Origin of the sequence: Streptococcus downii, from assembly GCF_004353325.1 — a bacterium.
In the GTDB taxonomy this organism is placed as follows: Bacteria; Bacillota; Bacilli; order Lactobacillales; family Streptococcaceae; genus Streptococcus; species Streptococcus downii.
Genome location: NZ_MZNX01000004.1, coordinates 9,807 through 34,158 on the forward strand (window position 1 = coordinate 9,807; position 24,352 = coordinate 34,158).

Genomic DNA, 24,352 nt, shown 5'->3' on the forward strand with positions numbered 1-24,352 from the left:
TTGAGATTCTGAAACGGTTTCCCACTCACTCTGGCTCAAGCTATAGAACTCAGACTCGGAAATACTCTGACTTGCTTGTTCTGATTCGGAATAACTCCACCACTCTTCTTCTGAGTGACTTTGGGATTCGGATATGGATTCCCATTCACTCTGGCTCAGGCTATAGAACTCGGACTCAGAAACACTCTGACTCGCTTGTTCTGATTCGGAAGAACTCCACCACTCTGATTCTGAGTGACTTTGGGAGTCTGAAACAGATTCCCACTCGCTCTGGCTTAGGCTATAGAACTCAGACTCGGAGACACTCTGACTCGCTTGTTCCGATTCACTCAAGGAAAGGGACTCGGAGACACTAGGATTTTGATCATAAGAAAGAGACTCTGAGTATGCAATACTTTCACTCAAAGAGAATGCATCCGTATCCTGACAAAGGGACTCCCCTGTCAAATGCTCAGAAACAGAGAGGCTATCAACCAAGGAAAGGGACTCAAATTCAGATTCTGAAGAAGAGACCACTAATGAGTAGTTCTCAGACATGGACTCTCGAAGCGAGAATCCTTTTGCTAATATACTCTGGCTAAACGACTCACTGTACGAATCTGCGACAGAAAGGCTGAGGGAAGCTAAAGCGCTAGTTGACAAGCTCTGACTAACATCCCTTATCAAGTCAGCCACTCCCAAACTGTTCCTTTCCTGAAAGTCTTCTAAGGCTTCCATGACAGAAACTGATTCTGTTGGTAACTCAAGATCTTCACTAGCACTCAGAATAATTTCCTTTTGCTCTTTGAGTTTTCGACTAACGGGCTTTGATTTAGTTGCATCCAGGCTACGGTAATCACTATCTTCCCTACCCTTTTGCTTAAACTTTGATATCAAACGTTTAAATCCCTTTAGCTCTTCGTTATTATTTTTGCTCATAATATGATTTTCTCCAAAAATACAGTTATATCATCATTATAAAGTCTACAACAGAATCTGTCAAAGCATTAGCCAAAGAAAACTTCTAATTTCCCAGAAGGCTTAATATTAATGTAACTCAATGCCATATTTTTTATAATGTTTAGATTTATATCTGCATTCATTCTTTTGTATGATTTAAAAGCTTCTTTATGAAACTCAAAGACAGGATTTTTTTGGGCATACCCTTGACTAGACACCAAACCTTGAAATTGCTGTAAATAGTCAACTTGCTCAACCCAACAGTCATCTATCGCTCTCAAAACAACAGTTCGTTGAAATTGATTGAACAACTCTGAATCCTTGATTTTATCTTTTTTCTGCTGGTATTCTGAAACAAGGAGGTCAGATAAAAACTTTTTAACTTGCCGTAAATCCGTGACATCTAGATCATCTGGAATATCCTCGCAGTAATAACTAATGTTATCCAAAACAAAGCGAAATAAATCCGCCCGCTCTTTAAACGGTGTTTTACTTGTATAAATGTCCACTGCATCCGATAGGATAGACAAGAAATAAGTCAAATCAAAGTCTGGATGAGAGATGAGCTTATTACGCTTATTGTAGATAATCTGTCGCTGAATACGGATACTTTCATCATATCGTTCCGTTGAACGTCTGGAAGCCGCTGACGCGTTATCACTATTCTTCTGAGCTTCTTCAACCGCATATCTAATACGACGAGAGGTCAAATGAATCTTTTGTTTTTCCTCTGGTTTTGCAATTTCTTTGTGATAGTACTCACTAATCCATTTGCTACCAGACTTAGAAATAAGATCATCCTCAAGAGAAATAAAGAATTTGCTCAATCCTGGAGCGCCTTGTCGTCCGGCACGACCGCGAAGCTGCAAATCCACTCGCTCACTGGACATTCTCTCTGTTCCAACAACAGCGAGTCCACCCAACTCAGCAACCCCTTCTTCCAAGATAATATCTGTTCCACGACCTGCCATTGATGTTGCTACCGTCACTGCAGAGCGTCTACCAGCCAGTGCGATCATCTCAGCCTCTTTCGCTGCATTATGGGCGTTCAAAACATTATGGGCGATTCCCTCTTGGAGTAAGAGCATAGAATAAATCTCAGACATTCCAACTGATCCTGTCGCAATTAAAACTGGCTGACCTTTTTTATGTAATTTTTTGATATACTCCAATGAAGCATATAATTTTTGAGGAATCGTGAGATAGATTTCATCTGGATAATCAATTCGTAAATTGGGTTTTCGTGTAGGAACAACTACGACTCCCAAGTCGTAAACGTCTCTGAACTCCTCCTCACAAACTTTACCAGTACCCGTCATTCCTGCTAATTTTGGAAACATTCTAAATAAATTTTGATAGGTGATAGAGGCCATCGAACGCGTTTCCAATGTGATTTTCACACGTTCTCTGGCTTCTAGTGCTTGGTGCAGTCCTGATTGGAGTTTGTTTCCTTCCAAGAGACGTCCTGTCGCCTCATCCATCAGTTTAACTTCGCCATTATCCACTGTGTACTGACGATCTTTTTCAAATAAGTGGTTAGCTCTCAAAGCTAGGTTAATTTGGCGAATGAGCTGGTAATTATCTGGATCATAGGCATTCTGGACGCGGAAATAAACCTCTGCTTCCTTTACTCCTTTTCTCGTCAACCATACAGACGTCCGAGTGGAGTCTAAATTAAAATCTTCCCCTTCTTTTAGAGTTTTTACAAACTCATCACACGAGAGAAAGAGGTTGGATTGCACCCGAGGAGAACCTGAAATGATTAGAGGCATCTGCGCACTATCTAGCAAGGCTGCATCTACTTCATCGACCAAACAAAAATAAAATTTTGGCAAAAACTTCTTTGATTGAGATGTCGCCAAGTTTTCTTCTAGGTAATCAAACCCTAACGCACTATGTGTTGTATAGACAATATCATTCTTATAGATTTGTTGTTTTTGAGGAATTTTAAGTTTTTTTGTCGGATCGTCCGAGACACCAACCCCAACTGTCATTCCTAAAAATCGAAAAACGGGTGCCATTTGTTTAGCATCACGCGCTGCCAAATATTCATTGGCCGTGACTAGGATCGTACTTTTTTCCGTCAAAGCATTTAGGTATAAAGGAAGGATAGCTGTCAAGGTTTTTCCTTCCCCTGTTCTCATTTCTGCAATCTGATTGTCTTGCATAACCAAGGCCCCTAAAACCTGAACATCATAAGGATATAATCCTAATACACGCTTGGCTGCCTCACGAATGGTTGCGTACGCTTCTGGCAAAATGGACTGCAAGCTTTCTCCTCCAGAAAGGCGTTCTTTAAACCATTTTGTCTGAGCTTGCAGTTTCTCATTTGACATAGCTGCATAACTATCAGATAGTTTATTAACCTTCTCCAAAATCTTTTTGTAACGCATTAGTTTATAGGAGTTGGTCAAATTGAATCGTTTAGTTTTCATTCTCTCTCATCCACTCTTCAATCTTTTCCAAGTCAATTGCTTGAAGTAAAAATGACTTATCTAATAAATATTCAATGTTTGCTAGTTCACGTGGTCTAGTCTTCAAGTCCGCATATTCCTTAACTTTTGTCGGATTAAATTGCTGTAGCAATAATTCTTTAAAAATAGGCGGATTTACTCGACTACGGTAACGTTCCAGCAAGCGTTGATAGTCTAGTTCGCTTAAAAACTCATCCGTCACAAGAGCGTATGAATTTCCAAATTGTTTGGAGTAATGCAAGGCCGCAATATTAGAAATCGCTCCATAACCAACAAAAGCCACTTTTTCAAAAAGATGCTCTTGCGCTAATTCTTCAATCGTTTCAAGCAAGGTTTCGTAAAAACGTTCCTCCATGTATAGGAGCGCTTCTCTATAAGACGAATTAACAATCAATACATTTGAGAAATGTTCACGAACACGTTCTGGAATAAAACCTGTTCGATTGAGTTCAGGTTCAGTAAAGCAAACATACATCGTTTCTTTCTCGGAATCCTGATGAAGCAAATCAGAAATCCAGTAGCGATCCACTGTATAATCCGCCAACTGCTCCTCAGCAACATAAATCCCTTCAAAAAGGAAGCGATGACAACCCGAGCTGACTAACTGCACCTTATAATATTGTGTATTATCTGGAACGCATACGCTGACTCTCTCTCCCTGTTTAATGATCTGATTCGAAATTTCTTCATCTCGAGCATCCATAAATTCAACTTTTAAGTATGTTGAATTTTCTGGGATGGTTTCTATATGACTGCCAAAAATATAGTTTTGCCCACGTTTCAATTCAGGAAGCTGACTCGTATTGCGTAAGGCCTGATAGTTTGCCCGTGAATGCCATTCATGAATAACTGTCCCCGAAGGCATGAACTGGTTTTCATACAAAACATGACCACCATCTAACAGTTTGACAGATGAACCGTATAGATACTGAGATATGCTTTGGATATCCCAATAAGCAAAATAGACTTCTTCCTTGTATCTCACGATTTAAACTCCCTTTCAAAACTATTCATTAATAGCGTTTTATATTGATTAAAGAACCATTCGACAATACCTTGTGTATCGTCGTTGTGTCGTCCAGTCAATCCCTTACTGATAACGCTGACGCGATAATCTCGCTGTCCTAACTCATCCAGCATATCGGGATAGGCCGACATATCATAGTCATCTTGATACATAAAGGAGATAATGAATTTTGTTCTTGAGAAATCAGCTGACTCAAAAGCCGTCCAGAAACGTTCGTTAAGCTGAGCTGTAGCTTCACTTGATAACTCCCCTATTGTGCGGTACACCAAATCCAGTGACGTTGGAAATCCTCCCGGACGAATAGTTGACTCATTTTCTGCCATATCTCCTAAGTTTACAAGAGGTTTTCCGACAATGACGGCATGAGGTTCCAACTTAGAACTATAGTAAAGGGCGCCAAAAGTCCCCATTGACAAACCTGACAAGGTCAGTTGTTCCTTCGTAAAGCCGAGTTCATCTAAGCAGTTATGAACCACTTGGAGAAGTTTTTGTTCCAGCTCCTCCGATCCAAGATAGAATGCGCCCCCTTCTGAACGCGGATCCCCTACTAGTAAGAATGGCGATCCCAAATTATTCATCATCCAGTATCCCTCGAATCCCTCTGCGGGACGGTACCCTGAAAAATAGATGTTCAACGGTGGTTTCAAATCTCCTGGATGGAAGAAATAAATCAGTTCTTCTCTATTTTTATCGCTAATTCGTTTTCCTCCGACTAACAAGTCTCCATAGCCTAGATGGGAGTCTCGATAGTGGCAGGGACCAAGTTTTACAATCCCTTGTCCCTTTGCTTGAATACTGATACTCAAATAATACGAATCATTTACATCTAACGTCAGAGGCCGATCAAAGTTCGTTTCATCATAAATCCATTCTTGCATGGGAGAATTTCCAGCTGGAAAACCTTTGACAACGTAGCGGATCGAACAACCTTCTGAAACCCTGAACTCAGGCCACAGATCTAAGGGCATCTCCCCACTCAGAAAAACATTATGTTGATAGGTCGCAATAGTCTGATAATCTTCACCGTATCGGCCACACAAACGAAGGTAGTTTGTCCCTTCATAACTGATTTGACCCTCAAAAGATGGTGCAGCGACTAGATGATTAACACTTAGTTTCGTTCCATTTTGCTTGGAGAAAAAACCACGTGAAAATATATGTAGCATCTGCTCTGGATTTTCAAAATTTGTTTTCACAGCTTTTTTGCGCAAAAGAAATCGTTCCAGCGTTTTTGTAGTGATTTGACAACGCTCATGATAGAACATACGGTAAACCTGAATTTTCTGATCCAAGATAGTGACATACTCTAAATATTCAGCAGTATCTACCAACACGACATCAAACGGTTTGTCTACTTTTTTCTTCTTTTTTTTCCCGTTTTCCGCCTCAACTTCTCTATTTAAGATCCCGATGTCTTCTGGCAATAAAGAGACGATGTCTTCTGGTTTGACAAATGTCCATTTTATATTACTAGGAATTTCATATTGCTCCTGCCAATTTTCATCAGCAATTTGCAAAACACTAATTTTTTTCATTTCCTTTTAATTCCTTTATGGTATTTTTCCACATATCGACAATCTCACCCCTTGTATACTGTTCAATCTTCTTGACTGAGTGAACTAGAGATTGATTCCAATGTTCTAAGTTTGTGAGGTAGTATAAGAGTGCCTCTTCAAAATCCGAAATATCATCTAGAATCCAACCATTTTCTCCATGCTTCACATAAGAAGAACTATACAAGTTAACCTGAGGGATCCCTCCACTAATGCCAGCGATTTGAGTCAACACATCAGCTGGAGTTCCCAAATCTAGTATAATACGAACGTACTTCAGAACTTTAATCAAATCGCTGTCGCTATGAATGGTTTCAATATCAATCCGTTCGCGAACAATCTCCTCTTCATCATCAAGAACTCGGTTCTCACCTCTCGCTCTCTTCTCTTTATCAACAAAAATCAATTCTTGTTCATATTCTGGCTTAAGAGTTCGATAGTTTTCTAGTACCTGTTTTATATAGGCCTCTCGGCCAAAATCCTGACTTTGTGTTCCAACCAGCAAGTCAATCCATTCATTTTTCAACATCATTTCAAACAAAGTCGTAAACACATATTGAATTTGATCTGCTGGTAGATTGTCGTAATTGACGTAAACAATTAACTCTTTTTTTCTTTGACTATGTCCTAGGTTTAGATGAGTATCATAAGGCGGAATCTCATAAAATCCTGGCAACTGTTCTAGATCAACATTAGCTGCTATCGTTTCAATTTTATTTAAACTATCAACAACGAAGAACGGCGTGTCTGTCAAATCCGTTAGCAGCTGCTCCTGGTTTGTAATTGGATAGCGATCTCCAAAAAAAGACAAGATAACATGATGGTTTTCCTTAATCTTTTGGAAAAAGTGATTGTGCTGCACATCTGACGAAATCACAATCGTATCATCCTTGGTTAGCGAAGAAGTTAAATACTGATCTAGTTTTTCATTGATCAATTCTTCGATATCTCGGTAAACTTCTTTTGTAAATGTAGCCTGTGCCTCAGGGTTGATAAGTACTTGATGATTTTCTGTACCCAAAAATTCCCTAAACTGCCATATACCTTGTAAATTTAAATAATCTTGGTAGTAAGGTTGATCATTTTCAAAATAGATGATACTTGAAACAAATCCACGATCATCAAAAATTAGCTGATGATTTGTCTGCCCACCCTCAAAATAAGTAATATCAAAGAAATTACCTGTTTGTGAAAAGTTAATTTTAGCATAGTGTTCTTGATTTAAATATACCTCAATCATAAAAGGAGTATAGAAGAATTCTACTCCTTGAGGCCATTTAATATCTTCCAGACGAATTTTACGTACAGATACATCCGTCAGACCTTGTATGGTATCAAATAGATTCCATACAGTTTCTGGCAATATTCTTTGCTGATAAAGAAAGGTTCGAATATGTGGTGAATAGTTCAAAATCAGAGTGGTATTTGCCTCTCCTGATTGCTGAAACATTCGCAGCAAATTCACCGCATCATCAAACATCATATTTTTAGACACGTAATAGAAAGGCAGGGTGGTAGAATACCATTTCCGATCTTGTCTATACCAAGATGGTACAAAGTAAAACATATCCCTCTATTCTCCTTTAAATTCTAATTCTTTGTGGTAGTAAGTCCCAATTCTCAAGATACGTATTTCTTCATGCAAAGGCAAGAGCATACTGACTAAAATGATCAATGTACTTGGTATAGTCAAAAGCAAATTTGGAAGAGGTAGGAAGAAATTAATGAAATAGGGTAAACCAATAAAAACGATCAGGTAGAGTGCTCCTACGTTAGATTGTAAGGAAATGTAATGTTTCAAAACTTTTAAAGTTGCTTTCCCAGGCTGGATATAATCTAGGTATTCTCCTTGACGTTGTAAACGTTTCGCTGTTTCTTCTGGTTCTAAGTTGATATAGGCAAATAAAATTGCAAGAAGATAGATAGCAAGCAGGTAAAAGGCTAAACTTAGGGGTTTTGTAAAGTCAAATAAACTACCAAAATTTTTTGTAAAACCATGTCCAAACCAGTCTAATACCAACTGAAGCAACATAATAACACTCGAGGCATACATAATAGGCATTCCCCCAGAGGGAAGAAATTTGATAGGGAGGTAAGATTTGCCGTAGTAACGACTACTTAGCATGACTCGATTTAGAGGCAAACGAATTTCAGCTCTCTCGCAGACCACAGCGATATAGCCCAAGAGCAAAAATGAGATCGCCGCACCTACTAGAAAGGCTAATCCTTCTTTAGAAAAAACAGATTGTCCTATCAATACCACTAATTGGTTAGCAAATTGTAGCAGAATTCCTGAAATAATAATAATTGTCTGCCCGCCTACTCCCTTGCTAACATTCAAACCAGCCAACCAAATAATAACAAAGCTTCCTGCTACAACAGTTGCTAGCACAGCCATATTATAAATCCAATCATCTACAAGAAGCAAAAAGCGTCCATTTTCCGAACGAGCTGTGTACATAACAGCTATCCCTTGTAACACGGAAAAAATCAAAGTGAGAATCTTTTGCACAAAATCCGCTTTTTTCAATGACCAGGACTGGATATTCCAACTTTTATTCAAGTTGATGACCTGCCAGACAATCATCGTCGTAATCCATGGACCTAATCCCAGAGAAAACATGGAAATCTGAGAGACATCTACTCCTGCCAAGGAATACAAATAGGCCAAGGGATTTTGCTCAGTTATTTGTGAAAAACCTGTATTGCCATTGTATCCTGGAAGTAAAATATGGCGACCAAGTAAATAGATCGCAATGATCAAAATTGTAAAAATTGCTCTTCGGAAAAAAATACTTGTTCGTTTCTGTTTCTTAAGACCGAAATGTTTCATCTGTCATCCTTTATTCTTTATATTTAGCTAGTCTTGCGATCATTTTCTAGCAATGTTCATATACCATCGTAACAGCAAGACAACCCAAGAAAACAGGCTCATCCCACTGATAATCAAGATAGGATTAACTGGCTTACCATGATATTTCATCTACGAAATACAGGAGCACCTCATGAGTGTAAATCTACTTGGAGCTTCTCTTCTATCCTTGAATATTTTCATGTGAGAACACCTGTTCTTCCATTTTTTCTATTTGAACATTATCAAATGCATAAACGGATTTACTTAATCCTTAAAATTTTTATAAGTATATCAACTCTGTCACCATGATTAACATCTAAAAAAACCATTCCCATACCAAATCTCTGAAAGGTAAGGAATTTTACGCTTTCTCATCTGATCATGATCCTTCGAAAGTTGAATGGATTTTTTCCGATTTTTCTCATAAAAAAATCATTTATAAAAATTTCCAGTGCCTACTATTGTAGCATATTTATCAATTATTTTCAAACACGACCTCTCTTTTTATAAGTGTGAAGAGCACTTTATGAATTTTGAACAAAATCCATTTGGAATAGGATTGACTATTCTAAACATTTATTTACTATTACAACTCAGACGAAAAAGACCAGAGCGTCACTCTGGCCTTTTCCTGTTCAATTTAGCTTGTAACTAAACTTAGTCTTCTTTTTTGCGAGTAGTAGCTGCAAGGCCTGCACCTAAGCCCAAGATAGCCAATCCTGCTGCTAAAGCTGACACCTGAGACTCACTTCCTGTATTTGGAAGGTGACCTTTTTCAGCTTGTGTCACTTTTTCTTCTTGAGATTGTGCTCCTGTTTGAGCCAGTTGGTGCGCATCTGGATTGACAGAAACTTGTGGATTTGGTTCTTCTTGTGCTACAGAAGTTCCCACTTCCACGATACGATCTTGTGCTGCTACCTTATCAAAGGTTTCTTTCGATGTACGCTTACCGTTTTCGACTTCTACTAGGTGGACACGAACACCTTTTTGGCCTTCTTGGATCACACGAGTTTGCCCCACTGGAAGTTTATCGTTCTTACGTTCTTGAACTTGGAAATCAACTTCCTCTTCTTCCACTAGGAGCTCTGGCTTGTGATGAACCAAATCTTTGACACCATCAAGCGGTTGAGCCGTACCTCGTTTAGTTCCAACGAGAAGAACCCGATTAACAGGAACCTGGATCACTTCACGGAGTTTCTCTTCACGAGTTCCGTCTGGACTAACAGATGTAAGAATGCGTTCCTTACCAACTTGTCCTTCTTGTGCTACACGGCTTTCACCTACATATAGACTTGAATCTTCTTTTTCAACAGTCTGGAAGGCAAGTTCCTTTTCGACAACCTCAAGACTTGGATTCTCTTCTTGAATGGCAGGAGCTGTTTTCTCAGAAACTGGTTTTTCCTTGGTTAACTGGATACGGTATTCCTTGACTTGTTTTCCACTTTCTGAAACGAGACGAACAAGTACTGGAAGACTATCATCGCCACTATCTACAACTGTTGAAGCTACTTGATTGCTTTCTTGAACGGTCACTTTTGGACGTTGACCTTTATAGGTAATTTGGTAGTCTTGACGATCTTCAGCGAAGTTAGGAAGATCTTTTCCATCTACAAGAATCTTCGATGCAGTGCTTTCTTGAGGCAATTCGCTTGGCGCAAGGAAGGTCATCTCAATCATCGCAACACCGCTCTTGTCTGCTTTACGCTCCATGCGCCATCTCATGGCTTTAGCTTTCACAGCTTTAAATGTTAGGCTGATTTCATCACCAGCTTCAATATCTTTATCCGCACGATAAGGAACAGCTTCCCAGTTATCTGGATTGTTGAATGGATGGCCTGATTCGTAGGCTTGGTAGTTTGAATAGTAGGTAGGCACTTCAAAGTCTGGACCAATATAGCGTTCCAAAACAAGTTTAGATGGTGCATCCGTACCACTATCTGCAAAGAAGTGGAGTTTGGCTTGCGCAACAGTCCGTTCTACAATCTTACCATTTTCACGGAAAATAACACCTGTTGATACTTCTGGATTAGAAGATGGTGTTGGAGACCAGTTTGTCCAACGACGATTTTCATTGTGGTCTCCATCATTGATATAGTCTACACGGTCATGTGAACTTGGATCAATATCATTAGTTGCAGAAGCAAAGGCTTGGTTACTGTTTTCATCATAGTTAGGATTGTTTGAGAGAGCCTCACCAAGTTTGTCCGTCACTCGTACAGTGAACTCAGCAGCAAGGTCACTACCAAGGACACGACCTCGAACAGTAAATTGACCTGCTTTTGTCAGATTTGCCGCTGAAACTTCTTCCCATTCCACTGTCAAGTCTTTTGTTTCGTAACCGTCTTTACCTGTGAAGTAAACAGGAACCTTAGTTGGCAATTCAAGTGGTTGCCCTACTTGTATCAAGCGAGCTTGTTTGGCCGCGGCAAGAGGTTTACGAGAGAGCAAGTCTTTATTGCTTGTAAAGTGTAGACGGTATTCTCCTAGGATGTCGCCATTTTCAGCTTTCGCGACGACACGAACTGGCTCACCTTCACGAACACTTGGAACAACGGTAGCAAGACCATTGCTGCTAACACTTGCTGTTACTGTAGGAACTTTTCCATCTACAGACTCAAGGTAGTAGTCTGTCAAATCAGGGTTGAAGTTTGCTAAATCTTTGCCGTCAACTTGGATTCTTGTTTGTCCTTGTTTGGCTGCCGCAACTTGTTTTGCAAAGATTTGTACTTCTGTGATAGAAGTTCCACGCTTATTATCTGCTTTAACCATGCGAATGCGCACAGCATAAGTCTCAACTTTATCAAAGCTAAAGTGATTCATTTCTCCAGCCTTGAGTTGAGCTGGGGCTTTTAGATTGGTAACTGGTTTCCAGTTAGCTGGATCGTTAAAGACATGTTCTTCATTGCCTACAAAGCTAGGGTTTTTAGGAGCTGTCGGAACGGTCTTACCGACATAATACTCAATCACATAAGACTTCGGTGCACCGACTCCATGGTCTTCGTGGAATCCGACACTTAGATTATCAACGGAACGTTTGCTTAAGATACCTGAATCTCCAAATAGAACACCGACTGAAGCTTCTGGATTACTACGATTCCAGTTGGTCCAGCGGTTGGCTGGTCGGTCATTAAAGGAAATCAATTTATCGTTGACGTTTGAAACAGGATCGCTTGGATTTGAGTCTGAAGCAAAGGCAAGTGGCAATTCTGAGCCGGTCCATTGGTCAGAAATGTTTGCACCTTGCTCAGTTTGAGCAGACACACGAACATGAAGTTTAGTTGTTAATTGCGTACCTTCTAGGCGACCAGTGACTGTAAAGACACCTTCCTTGGCGTATTGCTCTGGACGAATCGCATCCCATGTAACCTTAGCTGATGAAACATGACCATTTGAATCGTAGGTACGAACACTTTCTGGTAATTGTGGTGCTTCTGCAGTTGGTGTAGTCACACTAACTTCTTCAACTGAAACGATGCCTTCTACAGAGACTTTAGCACGCGCTTCAAGGTCAAGGCCTTCAACTTTACCTAGAACTTCAAAGGTCTGATAATGGTCTAGTTTTTCTTTTGGAATAGCTTGCCATGTGACTTTATGAGTTTTAGGGAAACCTTTGTCATACTCAACAGTTACTGTTGCTGGAAGAGTAGGTTCCTGATGCAAGTCAGTCACTACATTTACTGGACGGATAGATTGGGCTACTTTTTTCTCAGTATTGGCCTGGATCGTGAGATCGATTTGACCTGTAGCCCCCTCATATTCTGCTTTGAGTGTGACTATTCCTGGTTTATGTAACTCAAGCATTCCTTTACGAACTGCGACTTCCCCTTCACCACTTGTAGAGAAGTTCACCTTATCAGCTGGTAATACAGCTTGTGTTCCGTCTTGATAGTGAGCGAGAACAGACAATTTCACTGTTTGGTCTTCTTTGAGACCGTCAGCTTGCTCCACTTGTAGGCTCAGGCGGTCAATTTTTGGTGCTTCTTCAAGGAACTGAATTGCATAGGTTTGAAGCGGACCACCATCTTTTGGTTGAACATAGATGCTTGCACGCATACCGTTTGCTGCACTTGCTTGAAGGACTGTAACAGTTGCATTTTCAGCACTTGCTGTGACTTTAGGCAACTCAGCTCCATAAGCAAGAGTGCGGTATTGCATTGGATGTTGACTAGTGAGGCCTGTAACGGCTTCACCACCAACACTTACATTTGGCACTACAGGTGCTGCAGGATTGCCTTCTTCTACCACAAGGGTAGCATGAACGGTTTCGCCTCCTAGTTGGCCAGTCATTTGAATACGTGATCCTGCAACTGACAGTTTAGCTTTATCTGCTTCCGCAATCTCCCACTTATCCACTTCGTATTCTTGTACGCTTCCATCCGTTACGGCAATAGAAACGTATTTGTCAACAGCACTCAAGTCTGTTCCTGGAGCAACACGCTTAACAGTTGGAAGCTCATTTGCAATTGCTAGAATTTCGACACGAGCCTCAACTTCACGTCCGTCTGCCATACCTTTAACAGTCACAACTCCTGCTCGGCTCACATCAACTGAAGACCAAGTTACTGGACGTTTTTCACGACTGCCATCACTGTAGATAAAACCGACTGTCTTCGGCATTTTTGGCTCTTTCTCAATAACAGTACGTACTTTTGGTACTTCTGTTCCTAGAACGGTCTTTTCTTGGTCTTCTTTTTTACCAGTAAAGACAGTTACTTGACCAGATTTCAAGAGATCAGAGTGGGCAGTAAGGGTGAATTTACCTGCTTGCTCAGTTGATTTAACAATGGCAACCCCTTTACCGTTAAAGGCTCTACGAATCCAAGAACCATCTGGTTGTGCCTTATAACGTTCACGGCTGGCTTGTTCCCCATTATCAACACCGACAAGTTGACCTTGGCCATGTAATTGGAAGCGAACCAGATTATTTGCGGTTGGGACCACATTTCCTTGACTATCTACAATTTCATAGTAGATGTAGGTCAAGTCTTTTCCATCTGCAGCGATTGCGTGTTCTTCCTTGATAAGACGAACACCTGCTGGTTGACTTGCAGTGGTAATCTTGTCACGTGCAATTTCTTTACCAGCTTCATCACGAGCTACTGCTTCTAAAGTACCTGGTTGGTAAGCAACCTTCCACTCAAGGTAGAGTTCCTTGGCATTTGCACCTTCTTGGTAGGTACGGCCATCACTAGTTTGTTTTTTGTTGAACTTCTTAACTCCGAGAGATTGACCGTTCAAGAACAATTCTACGCTTGCAGCGTTTGAGTATGCTCGAACTGGGATTTTTCCGTCTGAATCTTCAACTTTCGATGCCAATTCTCTATTTTCCCAGTTCCAGTGAGGAAGAAGGTGTACCATTGGTTTCTTCTTGGCAGAAACCCATTGGCTTTGGTAGAGATAGAAGTCATGTTTTGGAATACCAGCTGTATCTACGATTCCAAAGTAAGAACTCTTAACTGGTGTATGGTTTTGGTTGTGCCATGGTGTTGGCTCACCGATATAGTCCGTACCTGTCCAGATAAACTGTCCAGCATAGCCAGCATTGTCGCGGTCAAAAGTCCATGAATCTGTTGCAGTTTTACCCCAACCAACACGGTCATTACCATAGTCAGACTGTTCGTAGTTACGCTCAGGTCCGTTACTATGTTTCAATTCCTGTTCAGGGCGATAGTAACTTCCACGTGTACGGGTTGCTGAAGATGTCTCAGAGCCGTAAATCAACCAGTTTGGATGTTTCGCACGAAGTTTCTTGTAGTTATCTTCTGAGTAGTTAAAACCAACTGCATCCAGTTCTTCGGCAATCTTCTCATGACCACCACTACCATCACCAAAGCGAAACTTATCTGCTCCCATGGTAACGTAACGAGTCTTATCAACATCCTTGATAACTTTGACCAAACGTTTTACAGTTGCTAGAGAATGAGCATCACCGTTGGCTTCACCGATTTCATTACCGATTGACCACATGAAGACAGCTGGGTTATTTTTATCTCTTTCGACCATAGTACGAAGATCGTAGTCTGACCATTTTTCACCTTTTCTAGCTTCTGGGTGAGTGGCATCTTTTTCAAAGAAACGACCATAGTCATAAGGTTTCTTGCCATTATACCACGTATCAAAGGCCTCTTCCTGAACGAGCAAACCAAGTTCTGCTGCGATTTGCAAGGTTTGAGGACTTGCAGGGTTATGAGTTGTACGGATGGCGTTAACCCCCATCTCCTTCATTTGTTTGAGACGGCGATATTCTGCTTTATAGTTTTCTTCTGCTCCAAGCGCTCCGTGGTCATGGTGCAAGGAAACGCCATGGAATTTAATGCGTTCACCATTTAAAGAGAAACCATCATTTGGAGTCCAGTGATAGTAACGGTAACCAAACAAATCCTTCTTAGCATCAACCAATTGACCATCACGATATACACGCGTAATCAATTCATACAAGGCAGGTTTGTCATTTAAAACTGTCCAGAGTTTTGGTTTTTCAACTTCTAAAATAGCATCTAGGCTTGTTGACTCATGTGCTTTCAAGGTACGACTTGCTGTACGAACCACGCCTGTTACAGCCTGACCACCACGTTCAACGATTTGATACTCTGCCACAAGTTCATGGTCTTTATCGTCTGTATTGACGATTTTGCTGGTCACATGAGTTTCAACCTTGCCGTGTTGCTGTTCTTCCAGTTTCGGAGTTAAGATAGTTGTACCATTTTTCTCAACATGAACCTTATCTGTCACTTGCAAGGTCACATCACGGTAAATACCACTTCCTGAGTACCAACGGCTACTTGGTTGTTTGTTAACAGCATGGACAGCAATCACATTCTCACGACCATCTTTGTGAAGGTATTTGGTGATATCGTATGAGAACTGGTTATAACCATTTGGATAATGTCCCACTAACTGGCCGTTGACATAGACTTGAGAATCCATGTAGACACCGTCAAAAGTCAAACGAACATTCTTCTTGAGGTCTTTTTCATCAAGTTTAAAGGTCTTACGATACCAAGCTTCACCACCATTTAGCTGTCCACCTTCGTTTTGAGCAGGTGATTGATGGTCAAAATCGTTAAAGATACTCCAGTCGTGTGGAAGGTCCAATTTTTGCCATGTTGATACATCGGCATCTGATTTCACAGCTTCTTTAGGATTCGCATTGAGTTTAAAGTGCCAATTTTGATTAAAATTCACTTTTCTATCTTCAATCATTTGATTCACTTCTTCATTTGTCGCAGCTTTCAAATCTTCCTTGACAGGCTTTTCTTGACTTGAAACTTGAGATTCTACCTTTGGAGCAGTTTCTTCAGGTTTTAGAGATGCTTTCTCCTCTTTTGGAGCTACAGGTTCCTCTTCTTTCACCTCTGGTTTGCTTGCTTCAATTGGAGCAGCTTGACTCTGGTCGACACTTGCAGTATCCTTGTGCTCTGCTACGGCTTGATCTTCTTTTTCCTCCACTGCCGGACTTTCCTCTTTTGCTTGTTCCACAGTGTGGGCGATAGGAGTTTCATCCGCGAAAACTGGTGATTCTCCAATGACACTTCCTCCAAATAGAACCGCACAGGTTCCAATCATAACAGAGCAAGCGCCTACGGCAAACTTACGAATGCTGTAGACTCTTTTACGATTCCAATGGCCTTTTTCCATAAAATCCTCCTTTAGTAACCGCTTCCATTTCATTGTAAGCGTATTACTTTTTCATAGTCTTTTACTCTTATTTTATAAAATAATATAGGGAATTTCAATGCTCTAAATACAAAAAATCATAATTTTGATTGTTTTTTCTAAAATTTGTAGAGGATTTTAAAAATATGAATGTAGTTTTAAAACAAAATCAAACAATTTTTGACACTCAGTTAAATATTATAAAAAAGTTCCTTTTGTAAGGAACTTTTTTACTTATAATTAAAGATTCCCCCTGCCAACTTATCAGCTAGCTTGGGAAAGAGGGTATAAAACTTATGGGCTAGGTTCAACAAAACTGGGAGATTGAGTTCCCGTTTGTTTTTTCCTATGGTTTTGACAATCTTTCTAGCGACTGCATCTGGTTCTAAGAGAAAACGGTCAACCGACTTGAGGTAGCTGCCATCTGGGTCTGCCTGGTCAAAAAAGGCAGTACGAATCGGTCCTGGATTGACCGTCGTTAGATAGACACCATAGGGCATCAGTTCGAGGCGCAGAGCGTTTGAAAATCCAATCGCTGCAAACTTTGTCGCTGAGTAGAGACTGGACTTGCTAGTCGCTATCAAACCTGCCATGCTGACGATATTGATGATATGGCCTTTTCGGCTTTCTTTCATACGAGCTCCAAGACGACGAGACAGATTCATCAGAGCAAAGGTATTGACCTCAAACATCTGGTTAATGTCTTGATTAGAAATCTGATCAAAGTCTTCAAAAATTCCATAGCCAGCATTGTTGATTAAGACATCAATTTTACCATAACGGAGATAGAGGTCAGCTACCAGAGATTCTAGAACCGAGTCATCAGTAATATCGATTTCAATCAATTCTACATGGGGATGATTTCCATATAGCTCCGACAGTTTTTCCTTGTTTCTACCTAGTAAGATGAGTTGGTCATCTGGCAAGAGTTTGACCATTTCTTGGGCTAGGCCACCGCTAGCTCCTGTAATGAGAATAGTAGACATGCTTCGTCCTTTCAATAACTGCTAGATTTCCACTTCTTCCAAGTCTTTGACCACATGGACATTTTCAAAAACAGTAGTCGCATCTTTCTTGAGCTGGCTGATATCTTTTGAGAGGAAGCGGGCGCTGATATGATTGAGCAAGAGGCGCTTGGCACCGGCTTCTGCTGCTACTTGTGCTGCCTGCATATTGGTTGAGTGACCGTGATTGCGAGCAATTTTTTCATCTCCCTTGCCATAAGTCGACTCGTGGACAAGGACATCGGCGTTGACAGCTAGACGCACACTGGCATTGGTTTTTCGGGTGTCACCCAGAATAGTAATAATCTTACCAGGTCGAGGTGCTGAGATATAGTCTGCTGCCTTGATTGCAGTTCCGTCTTCGAGAACAACGTCCTGACCGTTTTTTATTTTTCCAAAAAGCGGGCCAAACGGAACACCAGCAGCCTTAAGTTTTTCAGCATCCAAGGTTCCTTCTAAGTCCTTTTGCATGACACGATAACCAACGCAGAAAATAGTGTGGTCCAGCTCCTCTGCATACACAGTGAATTTATCGGTCTCAAGGATTTTCCCTAGAGAATCTTGGTCAAACTCATGAAAATGAATGCGGTAAGGCAAGCGAGAACCTGACACACGAAGACTGGTTAAGACAAATGACTTGATCCCTTGAGGTCCATAGATGTCCAAATCTGTCTGCTCTTCATTAGCTTGAAAGGCACGGCTAGAGAGAAAACCTGGCAAGCCAAAGATGTGGTCTCCATGCAAGTGAGTGATAAAGATTTTGCTGACCTTCCGTGGTCGAATCGTGGTTTCCAGAATGCGATTTTGCGTTCCTTCTCCACAGTCAAAGAGCCAGACTTCGTTAATCTCGTCCAAGAGTTTCAGGGCGAGACTAGAGACGTTGCGGGCTTTAGAGGGCTGACCAGCCCCTGTTCCTAAAAATTGAATATCCATTCGATACTTTCTAATTAATCAATATATAACATGGCTGTGCGATTTTCCGATCGGAAATAGCGCTTGCCAGAAAAAGAAACAGCTTCTTGTAGTAAATCCTCTTGGCTATAACCTTTGAGACGTGTGCGACCATCTGCTAAACTTTCCAAGTCTGTCAAGGCTGTGAGACTTTCTACACTAACAACTTCTTCATCTCCGACAGCTTTCATGTAAATCTTTCCAGACTCTTCAAAGACGAGTTGATGGGGGAAAATTTGCGCAATTTCAAAGAGCAAGTCAGCAGTGATTGCTTCCTCAGCTTCTGAGAAAATCCGACCAAGACCTTCTTCCTCATAGCAAAAGCCAAAGGATTTGCCAGATAGATTAAGACGAATAAAAGGCTTATTTTCAAAGGTGAAACTTGGCTCAGCATTGTAGAGGTTCAGTTCATGACTGAGTTCTGCAAAATAATCCGTCGCAGCTTCAGGACTCTTTTTCTGGTAGAGTTCAGCAAAGTAAGCATTGACTACACTCGGAGGAGGAGTAATAAGTGCCAATTGCTCCTGCTCTGTTTTACCAGCTAGAAGCTGATCCAGATAGACCTTGTCTAGACTCGTATAGCCCCCATATTTTAGAGCCAAAGTTTTGATATCAGTCATAAAATTCTTCTAACCTCCATTTATTTTTCTCCGAAATGTAGCCTGTGATCACTTCTCCATCCTCTTGATAATCACGTTCTTCAATAATCGCTACACTTTCCAAATCATGAATCTTGTAAGACTTAGAAAAGGGCACGCGCAGAGTAAATGCTTCAAAAATTTCCTTAATCTTATCTAGCAATAATGCTTGCAAGTTTTCACGACTATCCTCAGACTTGGCAGAAATGAGGGCATAAGGCGTTTGGGTAGGCGTGAAATCCTCCACCAAATCCGCTTTATTATAAAGGGTCAAGCGAGGAATATCCTCCATACCCAAGTCTTTCATAATAGACAGAACCGTTTTTTCATGTTCCTCGTGATAAGTATTGCTGGCATCAATGACATGAACTAGAAGGTCAACATGCTTGCTTTCTTCCAAGGTTGACTTAAAACTGGACACCAATTCAGTCGGTAGGTCTTGGATAAATCCAACGGTATCAGTCAAGGTTACCTGTAGATTCCCACCAAGATGGATGCTCTTTGTTGTCGCATCCAGAGTCGCAAACAGCTCGTCTGCTTCATACTGGGTCTTGCTGGTCAAGGTGTTCATAATGGTCGATTTCCCAGCATTGGTGTAACCAATCAGACCAATCTTAAAGGTGCTCGACTCCAAACGTTTTTCTCTGACTGTCGCCCGATTTTTCTCAACCACTTTGAGCTGGCGCTCGATATCTGTGATTTGATTGCGAACACTTCGACGGTTCAATTCCAGCTGACTTTCACCAGGTCCACGGGAACCAATTCCACCAGCCTGACGGCTGAGCATAATCCCCTGACCAACCAAGCGAAGCAAGAGATACTTGAGCTGAGCAAGATGAACTTGGAGCTTCCCTTCATGGCTTCGAGCCCGCATGGCAAAGATATCCAGAATCAACTGCATACGGTCAATAACTTTAACACCCAGAACTTCCTCTAAATTGACATTTTGCCGTGGTGTCAGACGGTTGTTGACAATGACAGTGGTAATTTCTTCTGCATCCACCATTCGCGCAATCTCTTCCAACTTACCAGAACCGACGAAAGTCTTGGAGTCATACTTTTCCCGTTTTTGCCTGTAGCTATCTACAACGACTGCCCCAGCTGTCTTAGCCAGACTAGCCAATTCTTCCATAGAGAGGTCAAAATTGTCCATGCCCTGCAATTCCACACCAATGAGTAGGACGCGTTCCTCTTTTTTCTCCGTTTCAATCATCTAAAAACTCCTCTATCTGGCTTAAAATGCGGTCCTGCACGCCAGGCTCTCCTATCTGATAAAAGGTGACCTGCATGCGATTACGGAACCAGGTCAGCTGACGCTTGGCAAAACGACGCGTCGCCCGCTTGAGACTATCGCTCGCTTCTTCAAGAGTTTGCTCCCCACGGAAATAAGGAAAGAGTTCCTTGTAGCCAATGCCTTTAGCAGCCTGCACATCCGGGTAATGATCAAAGAGCCACTTGGCCTCATCCAAAAGACCAGCCTCAAACATCAGATCCACTCGGTGGTTGATACGGTCATAAAGCTGACTGCGTTCATCATCCAAGCAGATAATCAATGGTTCATAAGGACTTTCCTGATTTTCCAAATCCTGACCAAAATGAGCAATTTCCAAGGCGCGCATAGCACGACGACGGTTAAACTGGGGAATTTCAAGGCCTACTTGCTCCACAAGATGGGCTAATTCATCATTTGTAAAAGCATCCAAACTAGCTCGATAGGCTAAAATATCCTCATGAGGTGTTTCCCCACCTAGATGATAGCCTTCCAACAAGCTCTGGATATAAAGCCCTGTACCACCCGCGATAATCGCTAGCTTACCACGGCTTTGAATATCCTCAATAGCCTTCTTAGCTTCTGAAACAAAATCAAAAGCCGAGTAAGACTCGGTCACCTCTCTGACATCAATCAAATGATGAGGAACAGCAGCTTGCTCCTCTGGGCTAGCCTTGGCCGTCCCAATATCCAACCCTCTGTATACTTGCTGACTGTCGCCACTGACCACCTCTCCACCAAAGCGCTTGGCCACTTCAATAGCAAGGGCTGTCTTTCCAACAGCAGTCGGTCCAACAATCACAATTATTTTTGTTTTCATCTTTTTTCCTTGAAAAATTCCCATTTTTTCGTTACTATTATTATATCACAAAAAGGTCAGTCAGAAAAATGCTACCTCTTGAGGAGCCTGACTGTTCGGGAAGATAAAGGAGGAAGACTCATGGCTAAAGGATTCGCTAAAGGTCTTGTAACAGGTGTCGCAGGCACTGTCGCTGCCGTTGCAGGTGCAGTATACGCAATTAAAAAGAAAGTGATTGAGCCAGAAGAGCAAAAAGCAGCTTTCATCGAAGAAAACCGCAAAAAAGCAGCTCGCCGCCGCGTATCACATTAAGCAACAAAAGAAGTTGAGATTTCTCAACTTCTTTTTATTTTTTTAAATAGCCAAATCAAACCTCAGTTGCGGCTTGACTGGATCATAGTCGACCAACTCAAAGTCTTCGGCTTTGATATCAAAGAAATTAGTCTTATCTGGCACATTCAAGACCAAACGAGGTTGGCAGTTTGACGGCTCACGGCGGAGCAATTCCTCTGCTTGTTCAAACTGATTATCATAGATATGAAGGTTGTTGATAAAATAGAAAAACTTCCCAACCTTCCAACCGAAATGCTTGGCAATCATCATCTGAAGAGCTACGTACTGCATAGCGTTAATGTGGTGGGCCACCAACATATCATTAGAACGCTGAGTCAAGGTCGCATCTAGATAGATTTCCCCATCAACGCGACGGACATCAAACATGGTCTGAAAGGCGCATGGAAGGAGGCCGTCTGTCTCCTCAAATGCTTGGTAATCCCAGAGTGAGATGATATTGCGACGGTTCCAGGGATTGGCTTCCAACTGCTTGAGAATCTTATTAATGATATCGTGTTTCTTAACGACCGCACCGTAGCGTTCACCAATGGTTCCCGTATCTCCCACTTCCCAGTCATTCCAGTAGTGAACATTGTACTTGCTATTCAGCACTTCTAGGCTATTAGACTGATCTTGGTAGATCCAGAGTACTTCCTTGATAGCAGATTTGATTGCAATGGGACGCAAGGTTGTGATGGGAAATTCCCCTTTGGCCAAATCATACTCCGCAAAGGCACCCGTTACGTACTTAGAATTGGCAACTGTCCCATCCTTATACTTAGGACGTGCCTGCTCAGAAAAGACACCTTCCTTAAGAATTCGTTCTATATTTTCTTTAAAAATCGTATCTGCTTTTGTCATTTACTCTCACCTCATTTATTTCCTAACTAGTATAGCATAAAAAAAGAAAGGAGGAAAATCACTGGCTTTAAAGTAGTATTTTCCCCTTTTTATTATCTTATTGCAATACAAGTGATGCTGCTCCGATAACTCCAGCGTCATTTCCTAGAGTTGCAAGAGCCAATTTTGTGGATGTGCGTACTTGTGGGAAGGTGTTTTCGTCATAAACCTTTTGAACGCCTTGAAGAAGGAATTCTCCCGCAGCTGACACCCCACCACCGATAACGATTGTTGAAGGGTTGAGGATGGAGCCGATATTAGCACAAGCAATTCCCAAGTAACGTGAGAAGTTACGGTAAACGATCAAGGCAAGGTCGTCCCCTTCTTTAGCCAAGTCAAAAACAGTTTTAGCAGTTACTTCTTCACCGTCATCAATCAAGCGTTTCAAGGCAGCATCGCCTTCGTATTCATCTGCATAACGACGAGTCAAGTTGACAATCCCTGTTGCAGAAGCAACTGTCTCAAGACAACCTTTCTTACCGCAAGTACATGCGATTGGTTGGTCAAAGTCAACAGTGATGTGGCCAAGCTCACCTGCTGCACCAGCCACACCGTGAAGCAGTTTCCCTTCTGCAACGATACCGCCACCAACACCGGTACCAAGTGTCATAAAGACAACGTCCGGTTGGTTGTCACCAGCACCCATCCAGCGCTCACCAAGAGCAGCTACGTTGGCATCATTGTCGATGAAGAATGGAATACCCAAGGCTTTTTCAATCTTTTCTTTAATCGGTTGAAGGGTTTTCCAGTTTAGGTTGTAGGCACCGATAACAGTCCCTTTTTCACGGTCAACCACACCAGGTGATCCCATCCCAATGCCTCGGAAGTCTGTAGCTGACAATCCAAGCAAGTCCAAACGATGCTGAATAGACTCAATCATATCATCTACAATATGGCTTCCTTCGTCCAAAATATTGGTCTTAATAGACCATTTTTCTTGGATTTCTCCCTCTTGAGTTAAAATTGCAAACTTGATAGATGTTCCACCAAGGTCAATCCCAATAATCTTTTGACTCATCGTCTTCTCCTTTTTAATTGAAAATGCTTACAGATATAGTATAACAGAATCGTCTGTTTTGTGCAAAGGTTTGCAGGCTACAAGCCAAAATTAAAACATCTCATTTGCTTCACTATTTGTAAAAATTAGTCACCTAAATGTTGAATTGCATAGTTTGCTTCTTCTTTTGTAAATTTTCCAATCCAAGAAGAAGTTAGCCTGTCATAAATTTCAATTTTTGAGATATTACTATATTTTCGGTATTCTCTTGCTTTAGCTAAGGCATTTGCTTTGTAATCTGCATTCAAGTGATCGATGGCATACTGCACTGCTGAACTTGAAAAACCATGAAACATTAATTGGTCATAGAGAGCTTTTTTTGACATATTTGCCCACGAATTATAGCTTTTCGCTCTCCTTAAAGCAGCATTGTACTGGTTCCCATCTGCTGGTTTTGGTTGCCGCACACCATCGTATCCTACATAGTAACGGCCACCATCTACCCATTTTTCCCTTACCATTTTGCCTTCAGAATCAACATAGTAACGGCCACCATCTACCCATTCATTCTTGGCCATCTTTCCATCTGATTTGAGATAAGAATTTCCTACCCATTTATTGCGAGCAGAGCTTCCTTCTGCTGTTAGATAATAATATGAACCATAGTTTTTATCATAAATCCAGTCACTTTTAACCTTTTTTCCATCAGAATCAACATAATAACGACCACCATCTACCCATTCATTTTTAGCTCTCTTTCCATCTGATTTGAGGTAGTAATTTCCTACCCAGCCAGACTGAACTTTAGATTGTGATTTATCCTGTTTAGGAGTTGTTTCTTTAGCTTTTTCAGTCGGTTTTGGTGCCGGTGTTTTTGGTTTATCAGCAGGTTTTTGTGCTGGTGTTTTCGGTTTCTCAGCAGGTTTTTGAGCTGGCGTTTTCGGTTTCTCAGCTGGT

The 24,352-nt window shown here is 41.3% G+C and carries 15 protein-coding genes and 1 pseudogene; 1 reads left to right on the forward strand and 15 read right to left on the reverse strand.

What is annotated here, in order from left to right:
- The 12 genes and pseudogenes from E2R31_RS09915 to miaA form a co-directional block, all read right to left on the reverse strand.
- Positions 1-918: pseudogene (locus tag E2R31_RS09915) on the reverse strand (hypothetical protein); the annotation flags it as partial.
- A gap of 68 nt (positions 919-986) precedes the next feature.
- Positions 987-3,374 carry an accessory Sec system translocase SecA2 gene (gene secA2, locus E2R31_RS01170; protein ID WP_000851051.1) on the reverse strand — a complete coding sequence of 796 codons (2,388 nt, stop codon included), beginning with the start codon at positions 3,372-3,374 and terminating at the stop codon, positions 987-989.
- Positions 3,364-4,398, reverse strand: a complete 1,035-nt coding sequence (asp3, locus tag E2R31_RS01175) for an accessory Sec system protein Asp3 (protein WP_125399037.1) — start codon at positions 4,396-4,398, stop codon at positions 3,364-3,366. Before asp3 ends, secA2 begins: the two co-directional genes overlap by 11 nt.
- Positions 4,395-5,975: an accessory Sec system protein Asp2 gene (gene asp2, locus E2R31_RS01180; protein ID WP_132972411.1), complete on the reverse strand. Its 1,581-nt coding sequence runs from the start codon at positions 5,973-5,975 to the stop codon at positions 4,395-4,397. Before asp2 ends, asp3 begins: the two co-directional genes overlap by 4 nt.
- On the reverse strand, positions 5,962-7,560 hold the full coding sequence (gene asp1, locus E2R31_RS01185; protein WP_125399039.1) for an accessory Sec system protein Asp1: 1,599 nt from the start codon (positions 7,558-7,560) through the stop codon (positions 5,962-5,964). Before asp1 ends, asp2 begins: the two co-directional genes overlap by 14 nt.
- Positions 7,561-7,566: 6 nt before the next feature.
- On the reverse strand, positions 7,567-8,826 hold the full coding sequence (locus E2R31_RS01190; RefSeq protein WP_000680146.1) for a preprotein translocase subunit SecY: 1,260 nt from the start codon (positions 8,824-8,826) through the stop codon (positions 7,567-7,569).
- Between the two features lie 678 nt (positions 8,827-9,504).
- Positions 9,505-16,485 (reverse strand): LPXTG-anchored adhesin/beta-galactosidase BgaA, encoded by a 6,981-nt coding sequence (gene bgaA, locus E2R31_RS01195; protein WP_132972413.1) that lies wholly within the window; start codon positions 16,483-16,485, stop codon positions 9,505-9,507.
- Between the two features lie 248 nt (positions 16,486-16,733).
- Positions 16,734-17,489 (reverse strand): SDR family NAD(P)-dependent oxidoreductase, encoded by a 756-nt coding sequence (locus E2R31_RS01200; protein ID WP_132972415.1) that lies wholly within the window; start codon positions 17,487-17,489, stop codon positions 16,734-16,736.
- A 21-nt stretch (positions 17,490-17,510) separates the two neighbouring features.
- Positions 17,511-18,440 (reverse strand): ribonuclease Z, encoded by a 930-nt coding sequence (rnz, locus tag E2R31_RS01205; protein WP_125450562.1) that lies wholly within the window; start codon positions 18,438-18,440, stop codon positions 17,511-17,513.
- A 14-nt stretch (positions 18,441-18,454) separates the two neighbouring features.
- Positions 18,455-19,078, reverse strand: a complete 624-nt coding sequence (locus E2R31_RS01210) for a cystathionine beta-lyase (RefSeq protein ID WP_132972417.1) — start codon at positions 19,076-19,078, stop codon at positions 18,455-18,457.
- The gene (gene hflX, locus E2R31_RS01215) at positions 19,071-20,309 is read right to left on the reverse strand and encodes a GTPase HflX (RefSeq protein ID WP_132972419.1); all 1,239 of its coding nucleotides are present in this window, start codon (positions 20,307-20,309) and stop codon (positions 19,071-19,073) included. Before hflX ends, E2R31_RS01210 begins: the two co-directional genes overlap by 8 nt.
- Positions 20,302-21,186: a tRNA (adenosine(37)-N6)-dimethylallyltransferase MiaA gene (miaA, locus tag E2R31_RS01220; protein ID WP_132972421.1), complete on the reverse strand. Its 885-nt coding sequence runs from the start codon at positions 21,184-21,186 to the stop codon at positions 20,302-20,304. The genes hflX and miaA overlap by 8 nt, the downstream gene beginning before the upstream one ends.
- 120 nt (positions 21,187-21,306) lie before the next feature.
- Between miaA and E2R31_RS01225 the strand changes: the two genes are divergently transcribed.
- Positions 21,307-21,477 carry a DUF3042 family protein gene (locus E2R31_RS01225; RefSeq protein WP_001051782.1) on the forward strand — a complete coding sequence of 57 codons (171 nt, stop codon included), beginning with the start codon at positions 21,307-21,309 and terminating at the stop codon, positions 21,475-21,477.
- 42 nt (positions 21,478-21,519) lie between these two features.
- On the opposite strand, the gene E2R31_RS01230 is transcribed toward E2R31_RS01225, so the two are convergent.
- The 3 genes from E2R31_RS01230 to E2R31_RS01240 form a co-directional block, all read right to left on the reverse strand.
- Positions 21,520-22,359: a thymidylate synthase gene (locus E2R31_RS01230; protein WP_132972423.1), complete on the reverse strand. Its 840-nt coding sequence runs from the start codon at positions 22,357-22,359 to the stop codon at positions 21,520-21,522.
- A gap of 97 nt (positions 22,360-22,456) precedes the next feature.
- Entirely contained in the window at positions 22,457-23,416 is a 960-nt protein-coding gene (locus E2R31_RS01235; protein ID WP_000078548.1) for an ROK family glucokinase, read from the reverse strand.
- Positions 23,417-23,541: 125 nt separating this feature from the next.
- Positions 23,542-24,352 (reverse strand): Ltp family lipoprotein (locus E2R31_RS01240; protein WP_207918319.1); only part of this gene is annotated, 811 nt, incomplete at its 5' end.